Origin of the sequence: Aeromonas sp. Lyrl_2, from assembly GCF_051948815.1 — a bacterium.
GTDB classification, from domain to species: domain Bacteria; phylum Pseudomonadota; class Gammaproteobacteria; order Enterobacterales; family Aeromonadaceae; genus Aeromonas; species Aeromonas veronii.
Window position 1 is genome coordinate 57,038 of the sequence record NZ_JAYJLJ010000020.1, and the last position, 22,321, is coordinate 79,358.

Genomic DNA, 22,321 nt, shown 5'->3' on the forward strand with positions numbered 1-22,321 from the left:
AGAAAAGCGAAGTGCAGCTGGAGCCCCAGACGCAAACTCAAGCTTAATGACATCAAGCGCAACCTGTGGCGCAGAAATCGATCCTATACCCTGCTTATTGCAGAGCACACAGCATAAACCCGGCATTCGCCGGGTTTTTTTATCTTCTTTCTCACCTGATTATCATCTTACACCAGCGCCGCCTTGAACTGTACCGTCCGCTTGGAGATCAGCGAGTTGCAGTGGTTGCAGAAGTAATCCACCGCGCCGCACGCCTTGAGACGCTCCAGCTCCTGCTGGCAGGTGGGGCAGATGGCCGTGACGCGAACAGGGGCCTGACACTGGCCACAGGTTTGCTCCTTGCTGCGGGTATCCAGTTCAGCCTGGCATGATGGACAAAGCAGGGCTTCCATAATCAACTCCTCGAAAGTGGATCTGCCATGGTCTTGTTCCATGGCAGATCCCCCTCCCCTTATTCCTCACCTTAACATGGCGAGGATAACAAAGCGGCTGCCGGTGAGGGCAGCCGCAAGGACTTATTTCTTCTTCATTTTCAGCAGGCGTTTGCGCTGACGTTCCTGACTCAGGGTCATGGTGTTTTTCTTGCCTTCAAACGGGTTGACCGACTCCTGGAACTCGACCCGGATCGGCGAGCCCATGATCTTGAGGGACTTGCGGAAGTAGTTGATCAAATACCGCTTGTAGGAGTCCGGCAAGTCGTTCAGCTGGTTGCCGTGGATCACAATGCGCGGCGGGTTGTAGCCACCGGCGTGGGCATACTTGAGCTTGACGCGGCGACCATTGACCATCGGCGGCTGGTGATCTTCCTGCGCCATCTGCATGATGCGGGTCAGCATGGCCGTGCTGGTACGACGGGTGGCGGACTGGTAAGCCTCCTGAATGGATTCAAACAGATGGCCGACACCACTGCCGTGCAGGGCGGAGATGAAGTGGACGCGAGCGAAGTCGATGAAGCCCAAGCGACGATCCAGCTCGTTCTTCACATCCTCTTTCACCTTCTGATCCAGACCATCCCACTTGTTCACCACCAGCACCACGGAGCGACCGGCGTGGAGCACATAGCCAAGGATGCTCAAGTCCTGATCGGTGATGGTCTCCTGGGCGTCGATCACCAGCAGGCAAACGTTGGCATCTTCGATAGCTTTCAGGGTCTTGATAACGGAGAACTTCTCAACCGTCTCGTGCACCTTGCCACGACGACGCACACCGGCGGTGTCGATAACCACATACTTCTGCTCGTCACGCTCCATCGGAATGTAAACGGAGTCACGGGTGGTGCCGGGCATGTCATAGACGATGACCCGATCTTCACCCAGCATGCGGTTGGTCAGGGTAGATTTACCGACGTTGGGACGACCAACGATGGCGAACTTGATGGGCAGGTCGGCGAACGGGGTCTCCTTGGTGTCCTCTTTGGTATCGAGTTCACCGGCAGCCACCATGCGCAGCAGGGCTTCTTCGTCGAAGTCCTCCTCTTCCTCATCCTGCGCATCTTCATCGGTAGCGGAGTCGACCAGGGTCTCCAGATGGGGAGCCAGGGCCAGTTCCAGCAGGCTCAGCACGCCACGACCGTGGGCGGCCGCGATCTGGTAGACCTCGCCCAGCGCCAGACCGTAGAACTCGGAGACCGCGGAATCACCGTCGATACCGTCGGTCTTGTTGGCCACCAGAAATACCTTCTTGTGGGCCTTGCGCAGGTGCTCGGCGATGGCTTGATCCGCCGCAGTCAGACCGGCACGGGCATCCACCATGAACAGCACGACGTCCGCTTCTTCGATGGCCAGCAGGGATTGCTCGGCCATCTTCAGCTCGATCCCCTCTTCGGTGCCATCGATACCGCCGGTATCGACCACGATAAATTCCAGCTCGCCCAACTTCGCCTGACCGTATTTACGGTCCCGGGTCAGACCGGGAAAATCGGCAACCAGGGCATCCCGAGTACGGGTCAAGCGGTTAAACAGGGTGGATTTCCCCACGTTGGGGCGGCCCACCAGGGCTACTACAGGAGTCATAAAAGCCTCATTCTCAAGACGACAAAGGCTCCGGGTCCGAAGACCAGGAGCCGGATATTCACATTATCGGACGATCAAGGACGCTTGAGGGCGTACAACTTGCCGTCACGGCTCTGCACATACAGGGTCTCGCCATCCACCAGCGGGGCGGTATAGAGACCACTGCTATCGAGCTGCTGCATCGCCTTGATGGTACCGTCGGTACGATCAAGCCAATACAGGTATCCTTCCACATCACCCACCACCACATAGTCACCGAAGATGACAGGTGCAGTGACGGTACGATTTTCCAGCTGGGTGTTGGACCACAGCTCCAGACCGTTGCGACGGTCGATGGCAAACAGGTGGCTGCGACTGTCGGTCAGCACGATGGCATTACCGGTCATCGCCAGATCGCGATAGCCGGAATACTTGCGCTTCCACACTTCATCGCCGGTCATCAGTTTGCGTGCCATCAGCTGACCGTTGTAGGCGATGGCGTAGAGCTCATCACCGGCGATCAGCGGGCTGGCATCGACGTCAACCATGCGGTCCAGCTCGGTGGCACCGCGCGGATCAGCAACCTTGGACTGGCGCACAGGCTGACCGTTGCTCAGCAGGGCGATGCCCACCTTGCCATCGGCACGACCGTAAATCACGGCGCCGTTGGTGATCACTGGTGCACCGGCACTGCGCAGGGTCAGCGGCGGCTGCTCTTCGGAGAGCGACCACTGCATCTTGCCTTCATCAGTGTCGAGGGCGATCAGGCGACCGGAGGTGGTCAACACCACCACGCGGCCATCTTCCACCGCAGGGCTTGCCACCACTTCGCCGGGCACATTGGTCTGCCACAGCACTTCACCGTTCTCTTCGTTCAGGGCGTAGACCACCCCGTTCTCGGAACCGAGGAACAGCTTGCCGTAACGGGAGACCAGACCACCGGAGAGACGAGCGCTACGCTTGTCGGCGTTGACCGGCAGGTCGGCCAGATCGACAGTCCAGAGGCGATCGCCACTGGCACGGTCAAAGGCGCTGACATCGCCGTCGCGGGCCGCCGCGTATATGCGATCCTCTTCCACCACCGGCTTGAGCTGGGAGTAGAAGTCACCGATGCCATCACCCACAGTGGATGACCATGCGGTGTCGGCAGTGAAGGCAGATTCAACCTTGGGCAGCGGCGCCATCGGGTTGAGGTCCTCTTCAGAACTGAACAGGGAGCAACCCTGCAGAGCGAAGGAGACCGCAGCCCCCAGCACCACCATCTTGAATAGATTACGCATCCGGTGCCTCACCAGTCGCAACGGCCGGCAGGGCCAGATCGTCCATTTTCAGCTTGAGCTCGGCGCTACCCTGCAGGCCGCCGGCATCGGCCGCCGCCTGATAGGCATCGCGAGCCTCTTCGGTCTTGCCCTGCTTTTGCAGCACATCACCACGGGCTTCGGCTACCTGCGCCTTGAAGGCCTCATTCTGGATGGTTGCCAGCTTGGCCAGCGCTTCATCTGCCTTGCCCTGATCATTCAGCACACGGGCCAGACGCAGCGCCGCGATGGGACGAATGCTCTCGTCACCCGTGGTCGCCACCAGCTCCAGCTGCTCGGCAGCCAGATCCAGCTTGCCCGCCTTGACGGCAGCGGCAGCCAGTTGCAACGCGGCCAGTTCACCGTAGGAGTCACCCTTGTTGGCGGTGACAAACTGCTGTGCCTGCTCGAAACCTGCGGCATCGCCCTTGGCCAGTTGCTCAATCACCTGGTTGTAAGAGTGGGAGGAGGCCTCCATGGTCTCTTGCTGGTGCTGGTTGTAATAGCGCCAGCCGAACAGACCGACCAGACCGATCACGGTCCCGGCAATCACCGAGGTTCCGTTCTCTTTCCACCACTCCTTGATAACCTCAACCTGTTGTTCTTCGGTGGTATAGACTTCCACAGCTTACTCTCCTTTGGCTGCCAGCAGGGCAATGGCGGCGTCAACCTTGACGGTCTGTTGCTCGGCCTGACCACGCAGATATTTGATAGTGATCTCCCCGTTTTGCACCTCGGTCTCACCAAGGATCAGGGCGATTGCCGCGCCGCTCTTGTCGGCACGTTTGAGTTGTTTCTTGAAGTTGCCACCACCGCAGTGGCTCATCAGGCGCAGGTCAGGCAGGGCATCGCGCAGACGCTCGGCCAACTGGAAGCCAGCCTGCTCAGTCCCCTCGCCCACCATCGCCAGATAGACATCCACCGCCGGGCGGATATCGGCGTTGAGCTCGAGAGTTTCCAGCATCAGCACCAGACGCTCCATGCCCATGGCAAAGCCCACGGCCGGGGTCGGTTGACCGCCCAGCTGCTCTACCAGACCATCGTAGCGGCCACCGGCACAGACGGTGCCCTGGGCACCCAGACTGCTGGTGACCCACTCGAACACGGTCAAGTTATAGTAGTCAAGACCACGCACCAGACGCTCGTTCACTTCGTATTTGATACCGGCAGACTCGAGCAGGCGCTTGAGCCCCTCGAAGTGGGCCAGGCTCTCTTCGCCCAGATGGTCGAACAGGCGCGGGGCACCCGCCAAAATGGCCTGCACCTTTTCATCCTTGGAGTCGAGCACCCGCAGCGGGTTACTGTACATGCGGCGCTGGCTCTCTTCGTCCAGCTGCTCCTTGTACTGCTCCAGATAGGCCACCAGCGCATCGCGGTAAGCGGCACGCTCGGCGCTCTGACCCAGGGTGTTGAGCTGCAGGGTGACATGCTCGCTGATGCCAAACAGACGCCACAGGCGGTGGGTCAGCATGATCAGCTCAGCGTCAATGTCCGGCCCGTTGATGCCGAACAGCTCGACACCGAACTGGTGGAACTGGCGATAACGGCCCTTCTGGGGACGCTCGTGACGGAACATGGGGCCCATGTACCACATCCGGCGTTCCTGGTTGTAGAGCAGACCGTGTTCGATACCGGCACGGACGCAGCTGGCGGTCCCTTCCGGACGCAGGCTCAGGCTGTCGCCGTTGCGATCTTCAAAGGTGTACATCTCTTTTTCGACCACGTCGGTCACTTCACCGATGGCGCGCTTGAACAGATGAGTCTGCTCGACAATCGGCATGCGCACTTCGCTGTAGCCATAGCTGGCAACGACCTGGCGCAGGATCTGTTCAACCTTCTGCCATACCGGGCTCTGCTCCGGCAGGCAATCATTCATACCGCGAATAGCTTGGATCTGTTTTGCCACGTTGATACTCGAGAAAAAGAGGTAAAATTTGGCCGCATTATAGGGATTTTCCCCCCCAAGGTAAAATCAGGGAATCCGGATGCGGGATTTAAAATCAGTCACCTGGAAAAAGGGCCACCCAATGTGGCCCTGTTTCGCTCACTCCTTGTCCATCGGGATCCGGTTGGCGGGATCCAGCATGGCGGCGCGGGCGCGAATGCGGCGCTCCAAAGTTGGAATGAGATCCTTGTTGTCGAGCCGATCGACCCGCTGGCCCCCTTCATAGAAGGCACTCTTGTTGGCGGCACCCGCCAGACCAAGGTCGGAGACCAGCGCTTCGCCCGGGCCATTCACCACACAGCCGATGATGGAAACATCCATCGGGGTGATGATGTCTTCGAGCCGCTCTTCCAGTGCATTGACGGTAGCGATCACATCGAACTCCTGCCGTGAGCAGGATGGGCAAGCGATAAAGTTGATGCCACGGGAGCGAATACGCAGGGATTTGAGGATATCGAAACCGACCTTTACCTCCTCCACCGGATCCGCCGCCAGCGAGATACGCAGGGTATCGCCGATGCCGTCGGTAAGCAGCATGCCCAGACCGATGGCAGACTTCACCGCGCCGGCACGGAAACCGCCCGCTTCGGTGATGCCAAGGTGCAGCGGCTGCTCGATCTGCTTGGCCAGCAGGCGATAGGCACCGACTGCCAGGAACACATCAGAGGCCTTGACGCTCACCTTGAAGTCCTGGAAATCGAGGCGATCGAGGTAGTCCACGTGACGCATGGCGGACTCCACCAGCGCTTCGGGGGTCGGCTCGCCGTACTTCTCCTGAATATCTTTCTCCAGCGACCCGCCATTGACCCCGATACGGATCGGGATATTGAGGTCGCGCGCGCAATCGACCACCGAGCGCACCCGCTGCTCGTTGCCGATGTTGCCCGGGTTGATACGCAGGCAATCGGCACCGTACTCGGCCACTTTCAGGGCGATGCGATAGTCGAAGTGGATATCGGCCACGATGGGGATGCGGGTCTGCTGTTTGATCAGCCGGAAGGCTTCCGCCGCTTCCATGGTGGGCACGGAGACACGGACGATATCGGCACCGACCCGTTCGATCCGCTGGATCTGCTCGATGGTCGCAGCAACATCTGTGGTCTTGGTGTTGGTCATGGTCTGCACGGTAATGGGGGCATCGCCCCCAACCGGTACATTACCAACCATGATCTGTCTGGATTTACGACGAATGATGGGAGATTCGTGAGAAGACATGGGAAACAGATTACTCCTGCGGCAGTGAGAAGCGGGCTGTACGACCGTTGTTGTAACGGCTCATATCAAACGACTGACCCTTGTAGTCAAGCTTGACGGCCATGGGCGCGCCAATGATGAACTTCAGGGGCTCGGCGCCTTCCAGCACCAGCTCGTCGTTGGCCTTCTTCAGACCACTGAACAGGGTCTTGCCGTTGGCATCCTTCACATCCAGCCAGCAATCGGCGGTGAAGCTCATCTTCAGTTGCGGCGCCGTCGCCGGATCAACGACAGCCTCTTCAGATTCAGTGCCATTGGCGCCAGATACCGCTGCATCGGTCGCAGTGCCGACAGCCGCGCTGACATCGCTCGGGGCAACAGCCGCAGAAGCAGGCGCCAGGGTAGCAGTCGCATCGGAGACCACCGCAGGGGCAGCCACGTCCGTGGCGGCCGGTGCGATGGCAGCGCCTTCCACCGGAGCGGTGTTGATCGCATCGGGCGGCGTGATGGCAGGTTCAGCCGGAGTCGAACCGGTTGCACTCATCTCGGTGGCTGCCAGCGCTTCATCACCGGCGGAGCGACGGGAAGTACTCTGCCACCACCAGGCGACCGAGAGCGCAATCAACACCAGGATCACCAGCCAGGTCACCACCTTGAGCCGACTGTCGTTGGCTTGCTGGCGGGAGCGACGGGAGAAGCTCTGCATGTCGATATTGTCGGGAGGAGTAAGACCCAGCTTGTCGTAAGCAGCCAGAATGGTCTCGTCGGGGATCCCGACCAGCTTGGCATAGGTACGCAGATAGCCCCGAATAAAGGTATGGGAGGTGTGCTTGTCGTAGGTATCCGATTCGATAGCGGCGATCAGGGTCAGACGAAGGTGAATGCGGGACGCAACCTGTTCTCGTGTCCAGCCAAGCTGTTCACGGGCGTTGCGCAGCAATTGGCCTGGGCCTACTGCCTGGGAGTCGTCTTGGAAATCGTGTGGCTGTTCAATAGTCATTGGCTAAATAACGCTTGGCTTGTTGCGAAGTGGGATATTGCCTTACCAGCTCAGTCCCGAATTGGTGAAGTAATGCCGGCTTGTCCATCGCCTGTGCCAGCCGAAGTCTCAACCAGAGACTCTCCTCGTTCTCGTCTGACACATCGGCAAAACGGGCGAGGTAGGATTGCACATCAGGCAGCTTGCCATCTTTCATGGAAAGCTCGGCCAAGTCCAGCAATAACCCTGGATTGCGGGGATTATACCCCAAGGCCAGGCGATAGTACTCGCCTGCTTTATCATTTCTGCGATTTTGCAGCGCACAAAGTGCCGCATTTTCATAGGTATCGGCAATTTTTACGTAGCCTGGCTGAATTACAGCCTGGTTGAACGCCTGATCTGCCTCTACATACCTGCCGCGATCACAGAGGAAGGCACCATAGTTGTTCATTGCGTCAGCATTGGACGGATCCATGGCAAGGGCGTTCTTGTAATGGGTCTCGGCTGCCTTGAAATCTCCTACCTTCTGGTAAAAGTAGGCAAAACCGATCTGGATCTGGGGGTTGGAGGGGTCATACTGGAGGGCGCGGTCAAGATTGAACTTGGCCTGCTCGGCATTGCCCTGACGCAGGTACTGGATACCCAGGTCGAGGCGGGTTTGGGCAGCCGCCTTGAGGTCAGGACCCACTTCACGCTGGGTCGAGTTCTGGCCAGCGTAAGTGGTCTCGGTCACACAGCCTGGCAGCGCGCAGAGCGCTGCCACTACGATCAATGTACGTGTATCCATTCCCTGTCTATACAATGGCTTAGCATTTAAACCATTTTGACGGAAATCCCATCCTGTTGCATCCGATTTTTGATAGTTCGCTTGGTACGGTCAATCACGTCACCCACCAGCTGACCACAGGCGGCATCGATGTCATCACCACGGGTCTTGCGAACGATCACGGTGAAACCGTACTCCATCAGCACCTTGGAGAAGCGATCGATACGGCTGTTGCTCGGCTTGCCGTAAGGGTTGCCCGGGAAGGGGTTGAACGGGATCAGGTTGATCTTGCTCGGAGTGTCCTTGAGCACCTTGGCCAGCTCGTGAGCATGCTGCATATCGTCATTGATATGATCGAGCAGCACATACTCGACGGTCACCCGACCACCGTTGGCATTGGATTTGGCCAGGTAACGACGGACACCGGCGAGGAACTCCTCGATGTTGTACTTGTCGTTGATCGGCATGATCTCTGAACGCAACTTGTCGTTCGGGGCGTGCAGGGAGATAGCCAGCGCCACGTCGATCTGGTCACCCAGCTTGTCCAGCGCAGGTACCACGCCAGAGGTGGAGATGGTCACCCGGCGCTTGGAGATGCCAAAGCCGTAGTCATCCATCATCAGACGCATGGCGGGCACCACGTTGGCGAGGTTGAGCAGCGGCTCGCCCATCCCCATCATCACCACGTTGGTGATGGGACGCTTGCCACCGACCACGCGGGCCGCACGCCACACCTGACCGATGATCTCGGAGACTTTCAGGTTGCGGTTGAAGCCTTGTTGGGCGGTAGAGCAGAACTTGCACTCCAGCGCACAGCCAACTTGAGAGGAGACGCAGAGGGTCGCGCGGTCATCTTCCGGGATGTAGACGGTCTCTACCTCCTGATCGCCCACCTGCAGAGCCCACTTGATGGTGCCATCGGCAGAGCGCTGCTCGCGGCTGATCTCGGGCGCCTTGATCTCGGCGATCGCCTTGAGGCGCTCTTTGAGCACCTTGTTGACGTTGGTCATCTGATCGAAATCATCACACCCAAAGTGATAGATCCACTTCATGACCTGATCTGCCCGGAATGGCTTCTCGCCCAGTTCGACGAAAAAGGCACGCATGGCATCCCGATCAAGATCCAGCAGGTTGATTTTTGTTTCGCTCATCAATGGCCTCAGTTCAAACACTTCATCAATTATTGGCTGACGACGTCAGGGGGCGGCATTGTACAAATAATGGGTCTGGCTTTCCACCTGGAGAATAGAGGGATATTGCGTAAACGGCGAAAACAACAAAGGGAGCCTAGGCTCCCTTGGGTCATCATCCACGTAAATCAGCCGCGCGGGCAGATCTCGTTGTCAGAGAAGAAGTAGGCAATTTCGCGGGCTGCGGATGCCGGTGCATCGGAGCCATGCACTGCGTTGCGATCGATGCTCTCGGCATAACAGGCACGCAAGGTACCAGCCAGCGCCTCTTTCGGGTTGGTAGCCCCCATGATCTCGCGATTGCGACGGATGGCGTCTTCCCCTTCCAGCACCTGCACCATGACAGGACCAGAGGTCATGAAGCTGACCAGATTGTCATAAAAAGGCTTGCCCTGATGCTCGGCATAGAAACCGGCAGCCTGTTCACTGCTCATGTGCAGCATTTTGGATGCCACCACTTTCAAGCCTGCGCTTTCGAAACGGCTATAGATGGCACCGATCAGGTTCTTGCTGACAGCATCCGGTTTAACGATAGAGAAGGTACGTTCGATGGCCATTGATATCTTTCCTTAACTACAGAGTTTTATTGTTAGAATCCATGTTCGCTGGCGATTATACGTAAACAAAAACCGGAAAAACACACAAACGAGCAACTTTTTATTAAACATCACTCCCTTGCAATCAACATCCACACTCATCTTGACCGAGCAGAGCCGGAAAATATGTGCGCTTGCGCACGATAGTTACCTTAAGCCGCCAAAACCCCATCTTTTGTTCACAATTCGAACAGCATGAAAAAGGCACCCGAAGGTGCCTTGTCTCGCCTATTTGGCTTCCGCCAGCAAGGCCCGCGCTATGGTGCGCATCCCCAGGGTATTGGCCCCCGGCGCCCAGAGGGCATCGCCGTTGTCACTGAAGCAAGCTGCCAGATCGATATGCAGCCACCCCATCCCTTCGTTGGCAACGAAACGGGAGAGAAAACCCGCCGCGTTGGAGGCGCCACCCGGCCCGCCCCCCTTCACTGGACGGCTGTTGGCCGTGTCGGCGTAATGGGAGGGGCACTGCTGGCGGTGCCAGGGCTCCAGCGGCAGCGGCCAGGCAGGCTCATGCTCGGCATCGGCATAGGTCATGGCCCGGCTTACCAACCCTTTGTCGAGGCCGAACAGAGCATTGTAGCGCCCACCCAGCGCCATCACGGCTGCGCCGGTCAGGGTCGCGGCATCGATGATCAGCGGTGCGCCGGACTCGCTCGCCAGTTGCAGGCCGTCGGCCAGCACCAACCGCCCCTCGGCATCGGTATTCACAATCTCGACCGTGGTGCCGTTCTTGTAGGTGAGGATGTCGCCCAGCTTGTAGGCGTGGCCGGAGACCAGGTTCTCGGCGCAACAGAGGATCAGCTTCACCCGCTTGTCGAGCCCGCGCAGCATAGCCAGCGCCAGCGCACCGGTGACAATCGCCGCACCACCCATGTCGCACTTCATGGTGAGCATCCCCTCGGAGCTCTTCATGGAGTAGCCGCCGGAGTCAAAGGTGATCCCCTTGCCCACCAGCGCTGCCGCTACCGGCGCCTTGGGGTCACGCCCCGGGTTGAAGTCGAGCTCCAGCAATACCGGTTCGCGCGCACTGCCGCGGCCCACCTGATAGAGGCCGACCCAGCCCGCCTGTTGCAGCGCTTCGCCTTTCAAAATGCGATGACTCACCTTGTCCGGCGCCAGCTCGGTAATAAAGGAGGCTGCTTCCACCGCCAGCTCCAGCGGGCCCAACTGCTCCGGGGTGGCATTGGTCATCTCGCGCACCCAGCGGCCGCAGAGCCAACGCGCTTCCAGCTCCTCTCTGTCCTCTTCCGAGGACATGGCCCACTGCAGTTGCACCTCCGCCTTGGGGGTTTGCAGCCCTTGGGCAAAAGCCCACTGCTGTTCACGCTCCCAGTGACCAGCCAGGATCACTTTCTGGATCCCCTGCTGGCAGAGGCGACGGGCCGCCTGCTGGATATCGAGCAGCGGATTGGCCGTCACCAGATGGATCACCATGCCGTCGGCGCGGTGAGAGAGCAGCGCCCCCTCCCCCCACTCGGCCGGTGCAAATTCACGACTCAGCCAGACATTCATGCGGTCACCTCCTGCAGCCAGCGGGCGATGGTACGCAGACCGTGCCCCTTGGCGCCGGTCGCCCAGAGATCATTGCCCGATTTCTGATAAGAGGCTGCCAGATCCAGGTGCACCCAGCCCTTGCCCTCATCGCGCACGAAGCGGGAGAGAAACGCAGCAGCTGTGGTGGCACCGGCCGTGCCCTCTGCCGAGGCGACGTTGCCCAGATCGGCAAAGGCCGAGGTGAGCTGGCTGGCATGCCAGGGCTCCAGCGGCAGTGCCCACGCCTGCTCGTTTTCCACCTTGGCGGCGGCCAGCGCGCGCTGCTGCTCGGTCTCATCGAGGGCAAACACCGCATTGTAGTCGCGCCCCAGCGCCATCTTGGCGGCGCCGGTCAGGGTGGCTGCGTCAAGGATATAAGCCGCACCGCTGTCGGAGGCCGCCATCAGGCCATCGGCCAGCACCAGACGACCTTCCGCATCGGTGTTCTGGATCTCGACCGAAACCCCATTCTTGTAAGTGAGGATGTCGCCCAGCTTGAAGGCGTGGCCGGAGACCAGGTTCTCGGCGCAGCAGAGAATGAGCTTCACCCGCTGGTTCAGACCGCGGCTGATAGCCAGCGCCAGCGCACCGGTCACCATGGCCGCGCCGCCCATGTCGGACTTCATCGGCAGCATGTTGTCAGAGGACTTCATGGAGTAGCCACCGGAATCAAAAGTGATCCCCTTGCCCACCAGCGCCGCCACCACGGGCGCATTGCGATCCCCGGTCGGGTTGTAGTCGAGCTCCAGCAGCACAGGCTCGCGCTCGCTGCCACGGCCAACCGACCAGATCCCGATATGACCGGACTCGCGCAGCGCTTCACCGGCGGTGATGCGGGCAGTAACCTGATCCCCGGCCAGACCACGAATGAGTAACAGGGCCGATTCCGCCAGACTCATGGGGTAGATCTCTTCCGGACAGCCATTGGTGATCTCACGTACCCAGCGAGCCGCCTTGAGCAGCGCATCCAGTTCACGGGCTTCCGCGTCGCTCTGCTGGCCGAAATCCAGCTCACGCGCCCCCTTGGCGGCGTAGAACCCTTGGGCGAACGCGTAGCGACGCTCCAGATCCCAGCCTTCACCGACCAGCGTCACCCGCTTGATCCCGCTCGATTCGAGGCGACGGGCGGCGCGCTGAACGGTGCGCAGAACATCCTTCTCCTGACCGGCGGCACCAAGATGGATCAGTGCCTCGTCGCCATTGAAACTGAGCTGGGCGCCCTCGCCCCAATAGGCGGCCGCAGCCTGGGTGGATAACGCTACCTTCATCATGTCAGCCATCGTGTTTGCTTCCTTTTTACTGGCACTATGTATAAGCACTCTTTATGGGAAAGAGCTTATTGGCAAAGAGAGAATAACGAATACAAAAAAGGCCGTGCCCCCGAGGGTCACGGCCTTCCACCATATCACTGAAGCACCACAGGATGCTGCACGTGCAATTCACTCATGTGTAATTAATGGCGTTCAGAGGCAAGGTTCAGGGTGTACTTGGGCAGTTCCACCACCAGATCCTCGTCCGCCAGTTTTGCCTGGCAGCTGAGGCGCGATTCCGGCTCCAACCCCCACGCCTTGTCCAGCATGTCGTCTTCCAGCTCGTCACTTGGCTCGAGCGAGTCAAAGCCTTCACGCACCACACAGTGGCAGGTGGTGCAGGCACAGGACTTCTCGCAGGCATGCTCAATCTCGATGCCGTTGCGCAGCGCCACATCCAGAATGGTCTCGCCGCTTTGCCCCTCGAGGGCGGCGCCATCCGGACAGAGTACGGGATGAGGAAGAATGATCAGTTTTGGCATATTACACCTTGTTGACGTTTTGTCCGGTCAGCACCTTGCGGATGGAGGCGTCCATCCGGCGGGCTGCAAACTCGCCACTGACAGCATCGGCTGCCTCAATGGCTTCTTTGATTTGATGGGTTGCGCCGCTGTTGCGCATGGTCAGCAGATGGGCGATGGCGGCATCAATCTCGGCACGCTCGGCAGCATTGAGCAGGGCATCGCCATCAGCGGCCAGCGCGGCATTGAGACTCTCGACCACCCGGTCGGCTTCAACCTGCTGCTCGGCCAGCATGCGGGCATCCATATCCTGCTGGGCATTCTCGATGGAGGCACTCAGCATGTTGAGGATATCCTGCTCCGCTAGCCCGTAAGAGGGCTTGACCTGGATCTCGGCCTGCACGCCGGAGGATTTCTCCATGGCGCTGACCGAGAGCAGACCATCCGCATCCACCTGGAAGGTGACGCGAATATGGGCGGCGCCGGCTGCCATCGGCGGAATACCGGTCAGGGTAAAGCGGGCCAGGGAGCGGCAATCGGCCACCAGCTCGCGCTCACCCTGTACCACGTGAATGGCCATGGCGGTCTGACCATCCTTGAAGGTGGTGAACTCCTGGGCACGGGCAACCGGAATGGTAGTGTTGCGCGGGATCACCTTCTCAGCGAGGCCCCCCATGGTCTCCAGACCCAGCGATAGCGGGATAACGTCCAGCAGCAGCATCTCGGCATCGGGCTTGTTGCCCACCAGAATATCGGCCTGGATGGCGGCGCCAATGGCGACCACCTTGTCCGGATCGATGCTGGTCAGCGGCGTACGCTGGAAGAACTCGCCCACCAGTTCACGCACCAGCGGCACCCGGGTGGAGCCACCGACCATCACCACTTCCAGCACTTCCACCTGCTCGAGACCGGCATCGCGCAGGGCGCGGCGACAAGCCAGCAAGGTCCGTTTCACCAGCGGGGTGATGAGTTCATCAAACTGGCTACGGCTCACCGAACCCTGCCAGCCAGCAACGGTGCACGCCACCTGCTCGGCATCGGTCAAGCCGTGTTTGACGGCCGCGGCCACATCCAGCAGCTCGCGCTGCAGATGGGCATCCAGCTCGCCGGTCAAACCGGCTTGCTCCTTGATCCAGTCCGCCAGCAGGTGATCGAAATCATCGCCGCCGAGGGCCGAATCACCGCCGGTCGCCATCACTTCGAACACACCGCGATGCAGCCGCAGGATGGAGATATCGAAGGTGCCGCCCCCCAGATCGTAAACCGCAATCACCCCTTCCTGACCAGAGTCAAGGCCATAGGCAATCGCGGCCGCGGTCGGCTCGTTGAGCAAGCGCAATACGTGCAGACCTGCCAGACGGGCCGCATCCTTGGTGCCCTGACGCTGGGCATCATCGAAATAGGCGGGCACGGTAATGACCACGCCGTCGAGATCGCCACCCAGGGTCTGGGCGCCACGCTCGGCCAGCTTTTTGAGAATTTCGGCCGAGACCTGCACCGGATTGACCAGCCCCTGACGGGTATGCAGTTGCGGCATGCCATTGTCGGCGGCAACAAACTGGTAAGGCTGCTGGCGGGTATCGATATCGGCCAGCGCCTTGCCCATCATCCGTTTGACCGAGACGATGGTGTTGTGAGGATCGAGCGCCGCTTCGCGCTTGGCATCAATTCCGACTCGGATGGCGTCGCTTTGATAATGCACCACTGACGGGAGCAGGTCGCGCCCTTGCTCATCGCAAAGGGTATCGGCGTGACCACTGCGAACCGCAGCGACGAGAGAGTTGGTGGTGCCGAGATCGATGCCGACGGCACGTTTGTGCTGATGAGGAACAGCGCTCTGGCCGGGTTCGGCGATTTGCAGTAATGCCATGGGTAATGAAACTTCCAGCGTTAAAGGATCAAGACTCGAGAAGCGAGTCTTCGAATCGTTCCAGCTCTTCGAGGAGCTTGTCGACAAACTTGAGTTTGCGAACGCAATCAGCGGCAACGAGATCTCTGCCGGCGGCAAGAGACTCGGTCAGCTGCTGCATCAACATCTGGTGATCATGCCTGATCTCGCTGCGAAAATCCTTGATGGCGCGCTCAGGGTCGGCGTCATCTTTCAGCTCGGCCAGACGCTCGCGCCACTCCAGCTGCTGCATCAGAAACGCGGTATCTTGCAGAGTCTGCTGTTCACCGCGGATATCGGTGCCACGCAGGGAGAGCAGATACTCGGCACGGCGCAGCGGCGCCTTGAGGGTGGTGAATGCTTCGTTGATCTGGGCGGCACGTTGCACCGCAATCAGCTGCTCCCGTTCGGGGGCGGTGGCAAAACGATCAGGATGGAATTGGGTTTGCAGCTGGCGGTAGGTATCAGCCAACTGACGGGTATCGAGCTCGAAGCCTTCAACCAGCCCAAACAGCTCGAAATGATTCATGCAAACCTCTTGGAAACGTTCGCCACTAACTCACTCGCCCCTGGCAAATGAGATGTGGTTGAACGGGTCATCGGCGACCCGCTCAACCACAGACGAAGGATCATTGACGTCAAACATCTCAGACACTGAAGCTTTCGCCGCAACCACACTCGCCTTTGGCGTTGGGATTGTTGAACTGGAAGCCCTCGTTGAGGCCCTCCTTGACGAAATCCAGCTCGGTGCCATCCAGATGGATCAGGCTCTTGGCATCGACAATAATCTTGACGCCCTGCTGCTCGAACACCTGATCCTCATCGGTCAGTTCATCAACGAACTCAAGCACGTAGGCCAGACCGGAGCAGCCGGTGGTTTTGACGCCGAGGCGCAGGCCAATGCCCTTGCCCCGGTTAGCCAGAAAAGAGGAAACCCGTGCCGCGGCGGCATCTGTCATGGTAATAGCCATACTGCTCTCCGGCGCTTAGAGACCTTTCTTCTGCTTGTAATCGGCGATGGCGGCCTTGATGGCGTCCTCAGCCAGAATGGAGCAGTGGATCTTCACCGGTGGCAGGGCCAACTCTTCAGCGATATCTGTGTTCTTGATGCCAGCCGCTTCGTCCAGGGTCTTGCCCTTGACCCATTCGGTCACCAAGGAGCTGGAGGCAATGGCGGAACCGCAGCCGTAGGTCTTGAACTTGGCATCTTCGATGATGCCTTCGTCGCTGATCTTCAATTGCAGCTTCATCACGTCGCCACAAGCGGGCGCACCGACCATGCCGGTTGCAACGCTGGGATCATTCTTGTCGAAACCACCGACGTTGCGAGGATTCTCGTAGTGGTCGATTACTTTTTCACTGTAAGCCATATCTCACTCCTGCTAATTCTGTTGCTCACTGACCAGATGGATCAGTGATGAGCCCATTCGACCGTGTTCAGATCGACGCCGTCTTTGTACATCTCCCACAGAGGGGACATCTCGCGCAGACGACCGATGGAGTCACGAATAAGCTTGACCGCGTAGTCAATCTCTTCCTCGGTGGTGAAGCGACCCATGCTGAAACGGATGGAGCTGTGTGCCAGCTCGTCGTTCAGGCCCAGTGCGCGCAGCACATAGGAAGGTTCCAGGCTGGCGGAGGTACAGGCCGAACCGGAAGAGACCGCCAAATCTTTCAGCGCCATGATGAGGGATTCCCCTTCCACATAGGCAAAGCTGACGTTGAGGTTGCCCGGAACACGCTGATCCAGATCGCCATTGATGTAGACGGCTTCAATATCCTTGATGCCATTCCACAGACGCTGGCGCAGTGCCAAGATACGCTCGCCTTCACTCACCATCTCTTCTTTGGCGATGCGGAAAGCTTCGCCCATCCCGACGATCTGGTGGGTCGGCAGAGTACCGGAACGCATGCCGCGCTCGTGGCCACCGCCATGCATCTGGGCTTCCAGACGAACGCGGGGTTTGCGGCGAACAAACAGCGCACCGATCCCTTTCGGACCATACACCTTGTGCGCAGAGACGGAGAGCAGGTCCACTTTCAGTGCTTCCACATCTACCGGGATCTTGCCCACACTCTGAACGGCATCTACGTGCAGCAGGATCTTGCGGGAACGGCACAACTCGCCAATGGCGGCAATGTTCTGAACCACACCGATTTCGTTGTTCACATGCATGATGCTGACCAGGATGGTGTCATCACGCATGGCATTCTCGATCATCTCGATAGTGAACAGGCCGTTGGGCATCGGCTCAAGATAGGTCACCTCGAACCCTTCACGCTCCAGCTGGCGACAGGTATCGAGCACCGCCTTGTGTTCGGTCTTGGAGGTGATGATGTGCTTGCCCTTGCTGGCATAGAAGTGGGCAACACCCTTGATGGCCAGGTTATTGGATTCGGTCGCACCGGAAGTGAAGACGATCTCGCGGGGATCGGCACCGATCAGATCTGCCACTTGATTACGGGCCAGATCCACCGCCTCTTCGGCTTGCCAGCCAAAGCGGTGAGAACGGGAAGCCGGATTGCCGAACAGGCCATCCATGGTGAGACACTGCATCATTTTTTCTGCGACACGCGGGTCCACCGGACAGGTTGCCGAATAATCAAGGTAAATAGGCAGTTTCATGTTTTTCTCCGTCACAGTCAGGGTCATACAGAGTCCCGCTGTGGAAAGCACGTTTATAGTTGGACTTTCAAGCTCACATCGCCGTGTTCTGCCCGATCAACCAGGGACAACACGGTCTTCATTTGTTCATCTTGCTTGCCGGCAATGCGGCGCACATCGGCCTGGCGTACCAGCTCTGCCAGCGTGATATCCCCGAGGAAGCTGGAGATCCGCTCACTCAGGTCGCGCCACAGGGAGTGAGTCAGGCACTGGGTACCGCCGTGGCAACCGCCCTTGCCGAGGCACTTGGTTGCATCGACCGACTCATCGACCGCGGTGATCACCTGACCAACCGAAATCTCGCCTGGGGCCAACCCGAGGCGATAACCACCACCCGGGCCACGCACGCTGCTCACCAGACCATGTTTACGCAGGCGGGCAAAGAGCTGCTCTAGATAGGACAACGAGATGCCCTGGCGCTCGGAAATATCGGCAAGGGGGACGGGCCCCTGCTCTGCATGCAGCGCCACGTCGAGCATGGCGGTTACAGCGTAACGTCCTTTTGAAGTCAGTCTCATGTGCCTTACCGTCTTGCGAAGCAATTTAATGGGGCACATGGTCACATACCCGACCAAATCAGTCAAGTATATGGTTGAGTAAATCAGTCGGATTAATCCGGTACGCGCGCTTTCTGCACCGAGGTCAGAATACCGCGCAGAATGTTGAGCTCAGCTGCTTCCGGCCGAGCCCGATTGAACAGGCGACGCAACTTGCTCATCACATGACCCGGATGGTCATCGGCAATAAAACCGGTCTTCATCAGGGTTTGTTCCAGGTGCTGATAAAACCCTTCCAGCTGGGCGGCACTCGGATAGGCCATCTCATCTTCAGGCTCGGCGGCCTGCCCCTGCAGCCAGCGCATCCGCACTTCGTAACAGAGAGTCTGCACCGCCATGGCCAGATTGAGGGAGCTGTAATCAGGATTGGCCGGAATGGCCACGTGGTAGTGGCACTTTTGCAATTCGTCGTTGGTGAGACCGGTGCGCTCGCGACCAAACACCAACGCAACCGGGTGCTGCATCCCCTCAACCACCGACTTTTCGCCGGCCTCACGGGGATCGAGCATGGGCCAGCTCAGGGTTCGCGAGCGGGCGCTGGTGCCAATCACCAGACCACAATCGGCGATCGCGTCGTCCAGAGTCGGGACGATACGGGCATTGGCAAGCACATCGCTGGCACCAGCAGCCAGGGCGAAGGCATTGTCATCCGGCAAGGCTTGCGGATCAACCAATACCAGCTGGGTCAACCCCATGGTCTTCATGGCTCGTGCCGCAGACCCCATGTTGCCGGTATGAGAGGTGTTTACCAAAACGATACGAATCTGATCCAACATGCCCAGTCAATCTTCAGTCAAAAATGGCGCGCAATTGTAACATAAGAGAACGCCATGTTGGCACCGTAAAAGCCGAGCCATTTCAGAACAAAACCACCCGTTTGTATAACAAACCAGCATGAGGGAAGTGAGAGGGGGGGACTAAACTTGATGGATATCCGATAAACGGCACAGGAGACACCGCGCCATGCTTCCTCCCTTTATCTATGAGAGATTGCCCAGCCTCTACCTGCTGGCAGCCATTGCCATTATTACGTTGAGTGAACAGCCCCTGCTCTGGTTTGCTGGCGCCTTGCTGTTTATCGCCGGAGCGGTGACCTGGATGATGCGCTCCAGCTACCGGCGTACCGATCTGATTATCTTTCCGAGCAAACGCTGGCTACAGCCGGAGTGGCTGTATGAAGCGCAACCCTTTATCTGGCTGGCTGCGGGGCTGGCCATGTCACAGCTGCCCGCCCCTGCGGCACTCATCGCCTTGGTGCCCTGTCTGTGGGCCTGTCGCTGCCTCTGGGCACGGCACCATTATCGTCGACATGCCCATGGGGTGATTGTCCACTTAAGACGGGATCCCGCCCGGCGCCGTCTGCACCGGAGCCTGCGCTGACTCGGTGCGGGCGCGTTCGATAAACGTCGCCAGATCCATCAGGGGATACTTCATCAGGCTCGGCAAGCCATCGAGATCCAGACTGTCCATCAAGTTTTTCACCTCAAGGCCCAGTTCGGTATCCCCTTCTATCTTCAGCTTGCGCTGGAAAAAAAGCGAATCCGGATCCTCTTTGCGACCGGCAATCAGGATCAGGTCATTGGCGGTACCGCTGAAGCAGACATCGGCCTTGTCACACTCGCGAGCTACCACCAGCTGGCCATTCTGCTCACTGATAAACCAGCACAGCTCCAGATCAGAGACTTCTACTTTCAGCCACTTGTCTGCCAGAAACTCGAAATCCCCATCTTCGATAGCCTCTTTGAAAACCCGGGCCAGTAAACTCTCCATCAGCTGCTTTTGCAGATTGAACGGAACCAGCTTGAGAGGATGGCGCAAGAAGCGCGGAGCCTGTTCGACCAGGCGACGTTGCAGTTGTTGAAACACGATAGACTCCCTTTTTTTAGCATTCAAACACAGGGAGAGTGGCAAGATCCTGTTGGAAATCAAACTTGTGCAGGGTTACCTCAAGAAGGGTAAAGCCACACAAAGCTGCCTCAGGTCAAAAAGCGGGAGTGCATGGCTGCATACAATCAGGGCTCGTTTGCCCTTCATATGCACTCTCGGAGCGTACCAATGGAATTACTCTGTCCGGCAGGCAGTTTGCCGGCACTGAAAACCGCCGTGGATAACGGGGCCGATGCCGTTTATATCGGTTTCAAGGATGACACCAATGCCCGCCACTTTGCCGGTCTCAACTTTACCGACAGCAAACTGGAGAAGGCGGTGGATTATGTGCATCAACATGGTCGCAAGCTGCATATTGCCATCAATACCTTTGCCCATCCCGGGGCCGATGTGCGTTGGAAACAGGCGGTTGATCGCGGGGTGGCCCTCGGCGCCGATGCGTTAATCATCGCTGATCTCGCCGTGCTGGAATATGCAAACCGCCACTACCCCGAGATGGAACTCCATGTCTCGGTGCAGGCCAGCGCCACCAATGCCGCCGCCATTCGCTTCTATCAGCAGCAATTCAATGTCACACGGGTGGTGCTGCCCCGGGTGCTCTCCATGCATCAGGTCAAGCAGCTGGCCCGCGAGACCGATGTTGGCCTCGAGGTATTCGCCTTTGGCAGCCTCTGCATCATGGCCGAGGGGCGCTGCTATCTCTCCTCCTACATGACTGGCGAGAGTCCCAACACCGTCGGCGCCTGCTCACCGGCCAAGTTCGTCCGTTGGGAAGAGACCCCGAATGGTCTCGAGTCGCGGCTCAACGAGGTGCTGATCGACCGCTATGGCCCGGGCGAAAATGCCGGTTACCCGACCCTGTGCAAGGGGCGTTTCGACGTGGATGGGCAGACCTACCACGCGCTGGAAGAGCCCACCAGTCTCAATACCCTGGGCCTGTTGCCCGAGCTGTTCAAGACCGGGATCCAGTCGGTCAAGATTGAAGGGCGCCAACGCAGCCCCGCCTATGTGGAGCAAGTGACCCGGGTGTGGCGTGCAGCCATCGATGCCTATCAGGCCAATCCCGAGGCCTATCAGGTCAAAGCTGAGTGGGATGCCCAGCTCGCCCGCGTCTCCGAAGGTAGCCAGACTACCCTCGGCGCCTACCATCGTCAGTGGCAATAAGGAGTCCACCCATGCAATTTTCTCTCGGGCCTCTGCTCTTCTACTGGCCCAAAGCCGATACCGAAGCCTTTTACCATGCCGCTGCCGACAGTCAGGCCGACATCATCTATCTGGGGGAGACCGTCTGCAGCAAGCGGCGCGAACTCAAAGTCGATGACTGGATTGCGCTGGCCCGTCAGGTCGCCAACTCCGGCAAGCAGGTGGTGCTCTCGACCCTCGCCCTTATCTCCGCCCCCTCCGAACTCAAGGAGGTTAAGCGGCTGGTCGACAATGGCGATCTGATGGTCGAAGCCAACGATCTCGGTACGGTGCAACTCGCCTGGGAGGCAGGGATCCCCTTCGTCTGTGGCCCCGCCATCAACGCCTATAACGCCGATGTGCTGCGCATGCTGCTCAAACAGGGGATGAAACGCTGGGTCATGCCGGTGGAGCTCTCCCGTGACTGGCTGATCCAGCTCAATCAGGATCTGGGCTCCCTGCGCGACCAATTTGAGGTGGAGGTGTTTGCCTACGGCCATCTGCCGCTCGCCTACTCGGCGCGCTGCTTCACCGCCCGATCCCTCGACAAGCCCAAGGACAACTGCGAGCTCGCCTGCATCAACTACCCCACCGGACGACTGGCCAACAGCCGCGAGGGTCAGCGGGTGTTCAATCTCAACGGGATCCAGACCCAGTCCGGTTACTGCTATAACCTGGGTAACGAGCTGGCTGGTATGGAAGGTCTGGTGGATGTGGTCAGACTTTCACCGCAAGGGATGGAGACGCTGGAGATGCTGGCCCGCTTCAAAGCCAACCGGCAGGGCAATCAGCCCCTCGCTCTGCAGCAGAATCGCGATTGCAACGGCTACTGGCGCCAGATCCCCGGCATGAGCCTGGTGGAGTAAACCCGCCATTCGC

At 59.0% G+C, this 22,321-nt stretch carries 24 protein-coding genes; 3 read left to right on the plus strand and 21 right to left on the minus strand.

Translation table 11 applies throughout. The features are described from left to right. Window positions 1–167: 167 nt before the first annotated feature. The 20 genes from VF684_RS16740 to trmJ all read right to left on the minus strand — a co-directional run bounded on the left by VF684_RS16740 (window position 168) and on the right by trmJ (window position 19,149). Window positions 168–392 (minus strand): zinc ribbon domain-containing protein, encoded by a 225-nt coding sequence (locus tag VF684_RS16740; RefSeq protein ID WP_005344872.1) that lies wholly within the window; start codon window positions 390–392, stop codon window positions 168–170. A 123-nt stretch (window positions 393–515) separates the two neighbouring features. Next, the gene (der, locus tag VF684_RS16745; protein WP_005333794.1) at window positions 516–2,012 is read right to left on the minus strand and encodes a ribosome biogenesis GTPase Der; all 1,497 of its coding nucleotides are present in this window, start codon (window positions 2,010–2,012) and stop codon (window positions 516–518) included. Between the two features lie 74 nt (window positions 2,013–2,086). Continuing rightward, window positions 2,087–3,271 (minus strand): outer membrane protein assembly factor BamB, encoded by a 1,185-nt coding sequence (gene bamB, locus VF684_RS16750; RefSeq protein ID WP_139731263.1) that lies wholly within the window; start codon window positions 3,269–3,271, stop codon window positions 2,087–2,089. After that, the gene (locus tag VF684_RS16755) at window positions 3,264–3,914 is read right to left on the minus strand and encodes a YfgM family protein (protein WP_021229680.1); all 651 of its coding nucleotides are present in this window, start codon (window positions 3,912–3,914) and stop codon (window positions 3,264–3,266) included. The genes bamB and VF684_RS16755 overlap by 8 nt, the downstream gene beginning before the upstream one ends. 3 nt (window positions 3,915–3,917) lie before the next feature. Then, window positions 3,918–5,195, minus strand: a complete 1,278-nt coding sequence (hisS, locus tag VF684_RS16760) for a histidine--tRNA ligase (RefSeq protein ID WP_005351051.1) — start codon at window positions 5,193–5,195, stop codon at window positions 3,918–3,920. A gap of 138 nt (window positions 5,196–5,333) precedes the next feature. After that, window positions 5,334–6,449: a flavodoxin-dependent (E)-4-hydroxy-3-methylbut-2-enyl-diphosphate synthase gene (gene ispG / locus VF684_RS16765; RefSeq protein WP_005333801.1), complete on the minus strand. Its 1,116-nt coding sequence runs from the start codon at window positions 6,447–6,449 to the stop codon at window positions 5,334–5,336. Window positions 6,450–6,459: 10 nt separating this feature from the next. Beyond that, window positions 6,460–7,428, minus strand: a complete 969-nt coding sequence (gene rodZ / locus VF684_RS16770) for a cytoskeleton protein RodZ (protein WP_139731264.1) — start codon at window positions 7,426–7,428, stop codon at window positions 6,460–6,462. After that, entirely contained in the window at window positions 7,418–8,209 is a 792-nt protein-coding gene (gene tapF, locus VF684_RS16775) for a PilW family type IVa pilus biogenesis/stability lipoprotein TapF (RefSeq protein WP_139474386.1), read from the minus strand. The genes rodZ and tapF overlap by 11 nt, the downstream gene beginning before the upstream one ends. 11 nt (window positions 8,210–8,220) lie before the next feature. Further along, the gene (locus VF684_RS16780; RefSeq protein ID WP_005344856.1) at window positions 8,221–9,324 is read right to left on the minus strand and encodes a bifunctional tRNA (adenosine(37)-C2)-methyltransferase TrmG/ribosomal RNA large subunit methyltransferase RlmN; all 1,104 of its coding nucleotides are present in this window, start codon (window positions 9,322–9,324) and stop codon (window positions 8,221–8,223) included. 167 nt (window positions 9,325–9,491) lie between these two features. After that, the gene (ndk, locus tag VF684_RS16785; RefSeq protein WP_005333805.1) at window positions 9,492–9,920 is read right to left on the minus strand and encodes a nucleoside-diphosphate kinase; all 429 of its coding nucleotides are present in this window, start codon (window positions 9,918–9,920) and stop codon (window positions 9,492–9,494) included. A gap of 267 nt (window positions 9,921–10,187) precedes the next feature. Next, window positions 10,188–11,471 carry an aminopeptidase PepB gene (pepB, locus tag VF684_RS16790; RefSeq protein WP_139731265.1) on the minus strand — a complete coding sequence of 428 codons (1,284 nt, stop codon included), beginning with the start codon at window positions 11,469–11,471 and terminating at the stop codon, window positions 10,188–10,190. Continuing rightward, window positions 11,468–12,772 (minus strand): aminopeptidase PepB, encoded by a 1,305-nt coding sequence (gene pepB, locus VF684_RS16795; RefSeq protein ID WP_139731266.1) that lies wholly within the window; start codon window positions 12,770–12,772, stop codon window positions 11,468–11,470. The genes pepB (VF684_RS16790) and pepB (VF684_RS16795) overlap by 4 nt, the downstream gene beginning before the upstream one ends. Window positions 12,773–12,945: 173 nt before the next feature. After that, window positions 12,946–13,284 (minus strand): ISC system 2Fe-2S type ferredoxin, encoded by a 339-nt coding sequence (gene fdx, locus VF684_RS16800; RefSeq protein WP_005333808.1) that lies wholly within the window; start codon window positions 13,282–13,284, stop codon window positions 12,946–12,948. Between the two features lies 1 nt (window position 13,285). Further along, the gene (gene hscA / locus VF684_RS16805) at window positions 13,286–15,133 is read right to left on the minus strand and encodes a Fe-S protein assembly chaperone HscA (protein WP_139731267.1); all 1,848 of its coding nucleotides are present in this window, start codon (window positions 15,131–15,133) and stop codon (window positions 13,286–13,288) included. 28 nt (window positions 15,134–15,161) lie between these two features. Next, a complete protein-coding gene (gene hscB / locus VF684_RS16810) occupies window positions 15,162–15,680 on the minus strand; it encodes a co-chaperone HscB (RefSeq protein WP_139731268.1) in 519 nt (172 codons plus the stop codon). 118 nt (window positions 15,681–15,798) lie between these two features. After that, entirely contained in the window at window positions 15,799–16,122 is a 324-nt protein-coding gene (gene iscA, locus VF684_RS16815; RefSeq protein WP_005333812.1) for an iron-sulfur cluster assembly protein IscA, read from the minus strand. Between the two features lie 15 nt (window positions 16,123–16,137). Then, the gene (gene iscU, locus VF684_RS16820) at window positions 16,138–16,521 is read right to left on the minus strand and encodes a Fe-S cluster assembly scaffold IscU (protein WP_005333813.1); all 384 of its coding nucleotides are present in this window, start codon (window positions 16,519–16,521) and stop codon (window positions 16,138–16,140) included. Between the two features lie 41 nt (window positions 16,522–16,562). Then, a complete protein-coding gene (locus tag VF684_RS16825) occupies window positions 16,563–17,777 on the minus strand; it encodes an IscS subfamily cysteine desulfurase (RefSeq protein ID WP_021229687.1) in 1,215 nt (404 codons plus the stop codon). 53 nt (window positions 17,778–17,830) lie between these two features. Then, window positions 17,831–18,334 carry a Fe-S cluster assembly transcriptional regulator IscR gene (iscR, locus tag VF684_RS16830; RefSeq protein ID WP_026035025.1) on the minus strand — a complete coding sequence of 168 codons (504 nt, stop codon included), beginning with the start codon at window positions 18,332–18,334 and terminating at the stop codon, window positions 17,831–17,833. A gap of 92 nt (window positions 18,335–18,426) precedes the next feature. Continuing rightward, window positions 18,427–19,149, minus strand: coding sequence for a tRNA (cytosine(32)/uridine(32)-2'-O)-methyltransferase TrmJ (gene trmJ, locus VF684_RS16835; protein ID WP_005359790.1), 723 nt, complete (start codon window positions 19,147–19,149; stop codon window positions 18,427–18,429). A 187-nt stretch (window positions 19,150–19,336) separates the two neighbouring features. On the opposite strand from trmJ, the gene VF684_RS16840 reads away from it, so the two are divergent. Further along, complete coding sequence (locus VF684_RS16840) at window positions 19,337–19,753, plus strand: hypothetical protein (protein ID WP_005351023.1); 417 nt, start codon at window positions 19,337–19,339, stop codon at window positions 19,751–19,753. Here VF684_RS16840 and ubiT read toward each other — a convergent pair. Further along, entirely contained in the window at window positions 19,706–20,239 is a 534-nt protein-coding gene (ubiT, locus tag VF684_RS16845; RefSeq protein WP_005344837.1) for a ubiquinone anaerobic biosynthesis accessory factor UbiT, read from the minus strand. The genes VF684_RS16840 and ubiT overlap by 48 nt on opposite strands. A gap of 189 nt (window positions 20,240–20,428) precedes the next feature. Between ubiT and ubiU the strand changes: the two genes are divergently transcribed. Both ubiU and VF684_RS16855 read left to right on the plus strand, forming a co-directional pair. Beyond that, a complete protein-coding gene (gene ubiU, locus VF684_RS16850; RefSeq protein WP_107684979.1) occupies window positions 20,429–21,424 on the plus strand; it encodes a ubiquinone anaerobic biosynthesis protein UbiU in 996 nt (331 codons plus the stop codon). Window positions 21,425–21,435: 11 nt separating this feature from the next. Beyond that, window positions 21,436–22,308 (plus strand): U32 family peptidase, encoded by an 873-nt coding sequence (locus tag VF684_RS16855; protein WP_107684980.1) that lies wholly within the window; start codon window positions 21,436–21,438, stop codon window positions 22,306–22,308. Window positions 22,309–22,321: the final 13 nt, after the last annotated feature.

Bases quoted from the DNA above. Each gene is read 5' to 3' on its own strand.
- pepB (WP_139731265.1), bottom strand. From the start codon at position 11,471: ATGAATGTCTGGCTGAGTCGTGAATTTGCACCGGCCGAGTGGGGGGAG.
- rodZ (WP_139731264.1), bottom strand. From the start codon at position 7,428: ATGACTATTGAACAGCCACACGATTTCCAAGACGACTCCCAGGCAGTA.
- iscA (WP_005333812.1), bottom strand. From the start codon at position 16,122: ATGGCTATTACCATGACAGATGCCGCCGCGGCACGGGTTTCCTCTTTT.
- VF684_RS16840 (WP_005351023.1), top strand. From the start codon at position 19,337: ATGCTTCCTCCCTTTATCTATGAGAGATTGCCCAGCCTCTACCTGCTG.
- trmJ (WP_005359790.1), bottom strand. From the start codon at position 19,149: ATGTTGGATCAGATTCGTATCGTTTTGGTAAACACCTCTCATACCGGC.
- bamB (WP_139731263.1), bottom strand. From the start codon at position 3,271: ATGCGTAATCTATTCAAGATGGTGGTGCTGGGGGCTGCGGTCTCCTTC.
- hscA (WP_139731267.1), bottom strand. From the start codon at position 15,133: ATGGCATTACTGCAAATCGCCGAACCCGGCCAGAGCGCTGTTCCTCAT.
- VF684_RS16855 (WP_107684980.1), top strand. From the start codon at position 21,436: ATGCAATTTTCTCTCGGGCCTCTGCTCTTCTACTGGCCCAAAGCCGAT.
- VF684_RS16825 (WP_021229687.1), bottom strand. From the start codon at position 17,777: ATGAAACTGCCTATTTACCTTGATTATTCGGCAACCTGTCCGGTGGAC.
- VF684_RS16780 (WP_005344856.1), bottom strand. From the start codon at position 9,324: ATGAGCGAAACAAAAATCAACCTGCTGGATCTTGATCGGGATGCCATG.
- iscR (WP_026035025.1), bottom strand. From the start codon at position 18,334: ATGAGACTGACTTCAAAAGGACGTTACGCTGTAACCGCCATGCTCGAC.
- VF684_RS16740 (WP_005344872.1), bottom strand. From the start codon at position 392: ATGGAAGCCCTGCTTTGTCCATCATGCCAGGCTGAACTGGATACCCGC.
- ubiU (WP_107684979.1), top strand. From the start codon at position 20,429: ATGGAATTACTCTGTCCGGCAGGCAGTTTGCCGGCACTGAAAACCGCC.
- iscU (WP_005333813.1), bottom strand. From the start codon at position 16,521: ATGGCTTACAGTGAAAAAGTAATCGACCACTACGAGAATCCTCGCAAC.
- pepB (WP_139731266.1), bottom strand. From the start codon at position 12,772: ATGGCTGACATGATGAAGGTAGCGTTATCCACCCAGGCTGCGGCCGCC.
- hscB (WP_139731268.1), bottom strand. From the start codon at position 15,680: ATGAATCATTTCGAGCTGTTTGGGCTGGTTGAAGGCTTCGAGCTCGAT.
- fdx (WP_005333808.1), bottom strand. From the start codon at position 13,284: ATGCCAAAACTGATCATTCTTCCTCATCCCGTACTCTGTCCGGATGGC.
- der (WP_005333794.1), bottom strand. From the start codon at position 2,012: ATGACTCCTGTAGTAGCCCTGGTGGGCCGCCCCAACGTGGGGAAATCC.
- ndk (WP_005333805.1), bottom strand. From the start codon at position 9,920: ATGGCCATCGAACGTACCTTCTCTATCGTTAAACCGGATGCTGTCAGC.
- ispG (WP_005333801.1), bottom strand. From the start codon at position 6,449: ATGTCTTCTCACGAATCTCCCATCATTCGTCGTAAATCCAGACAGATC.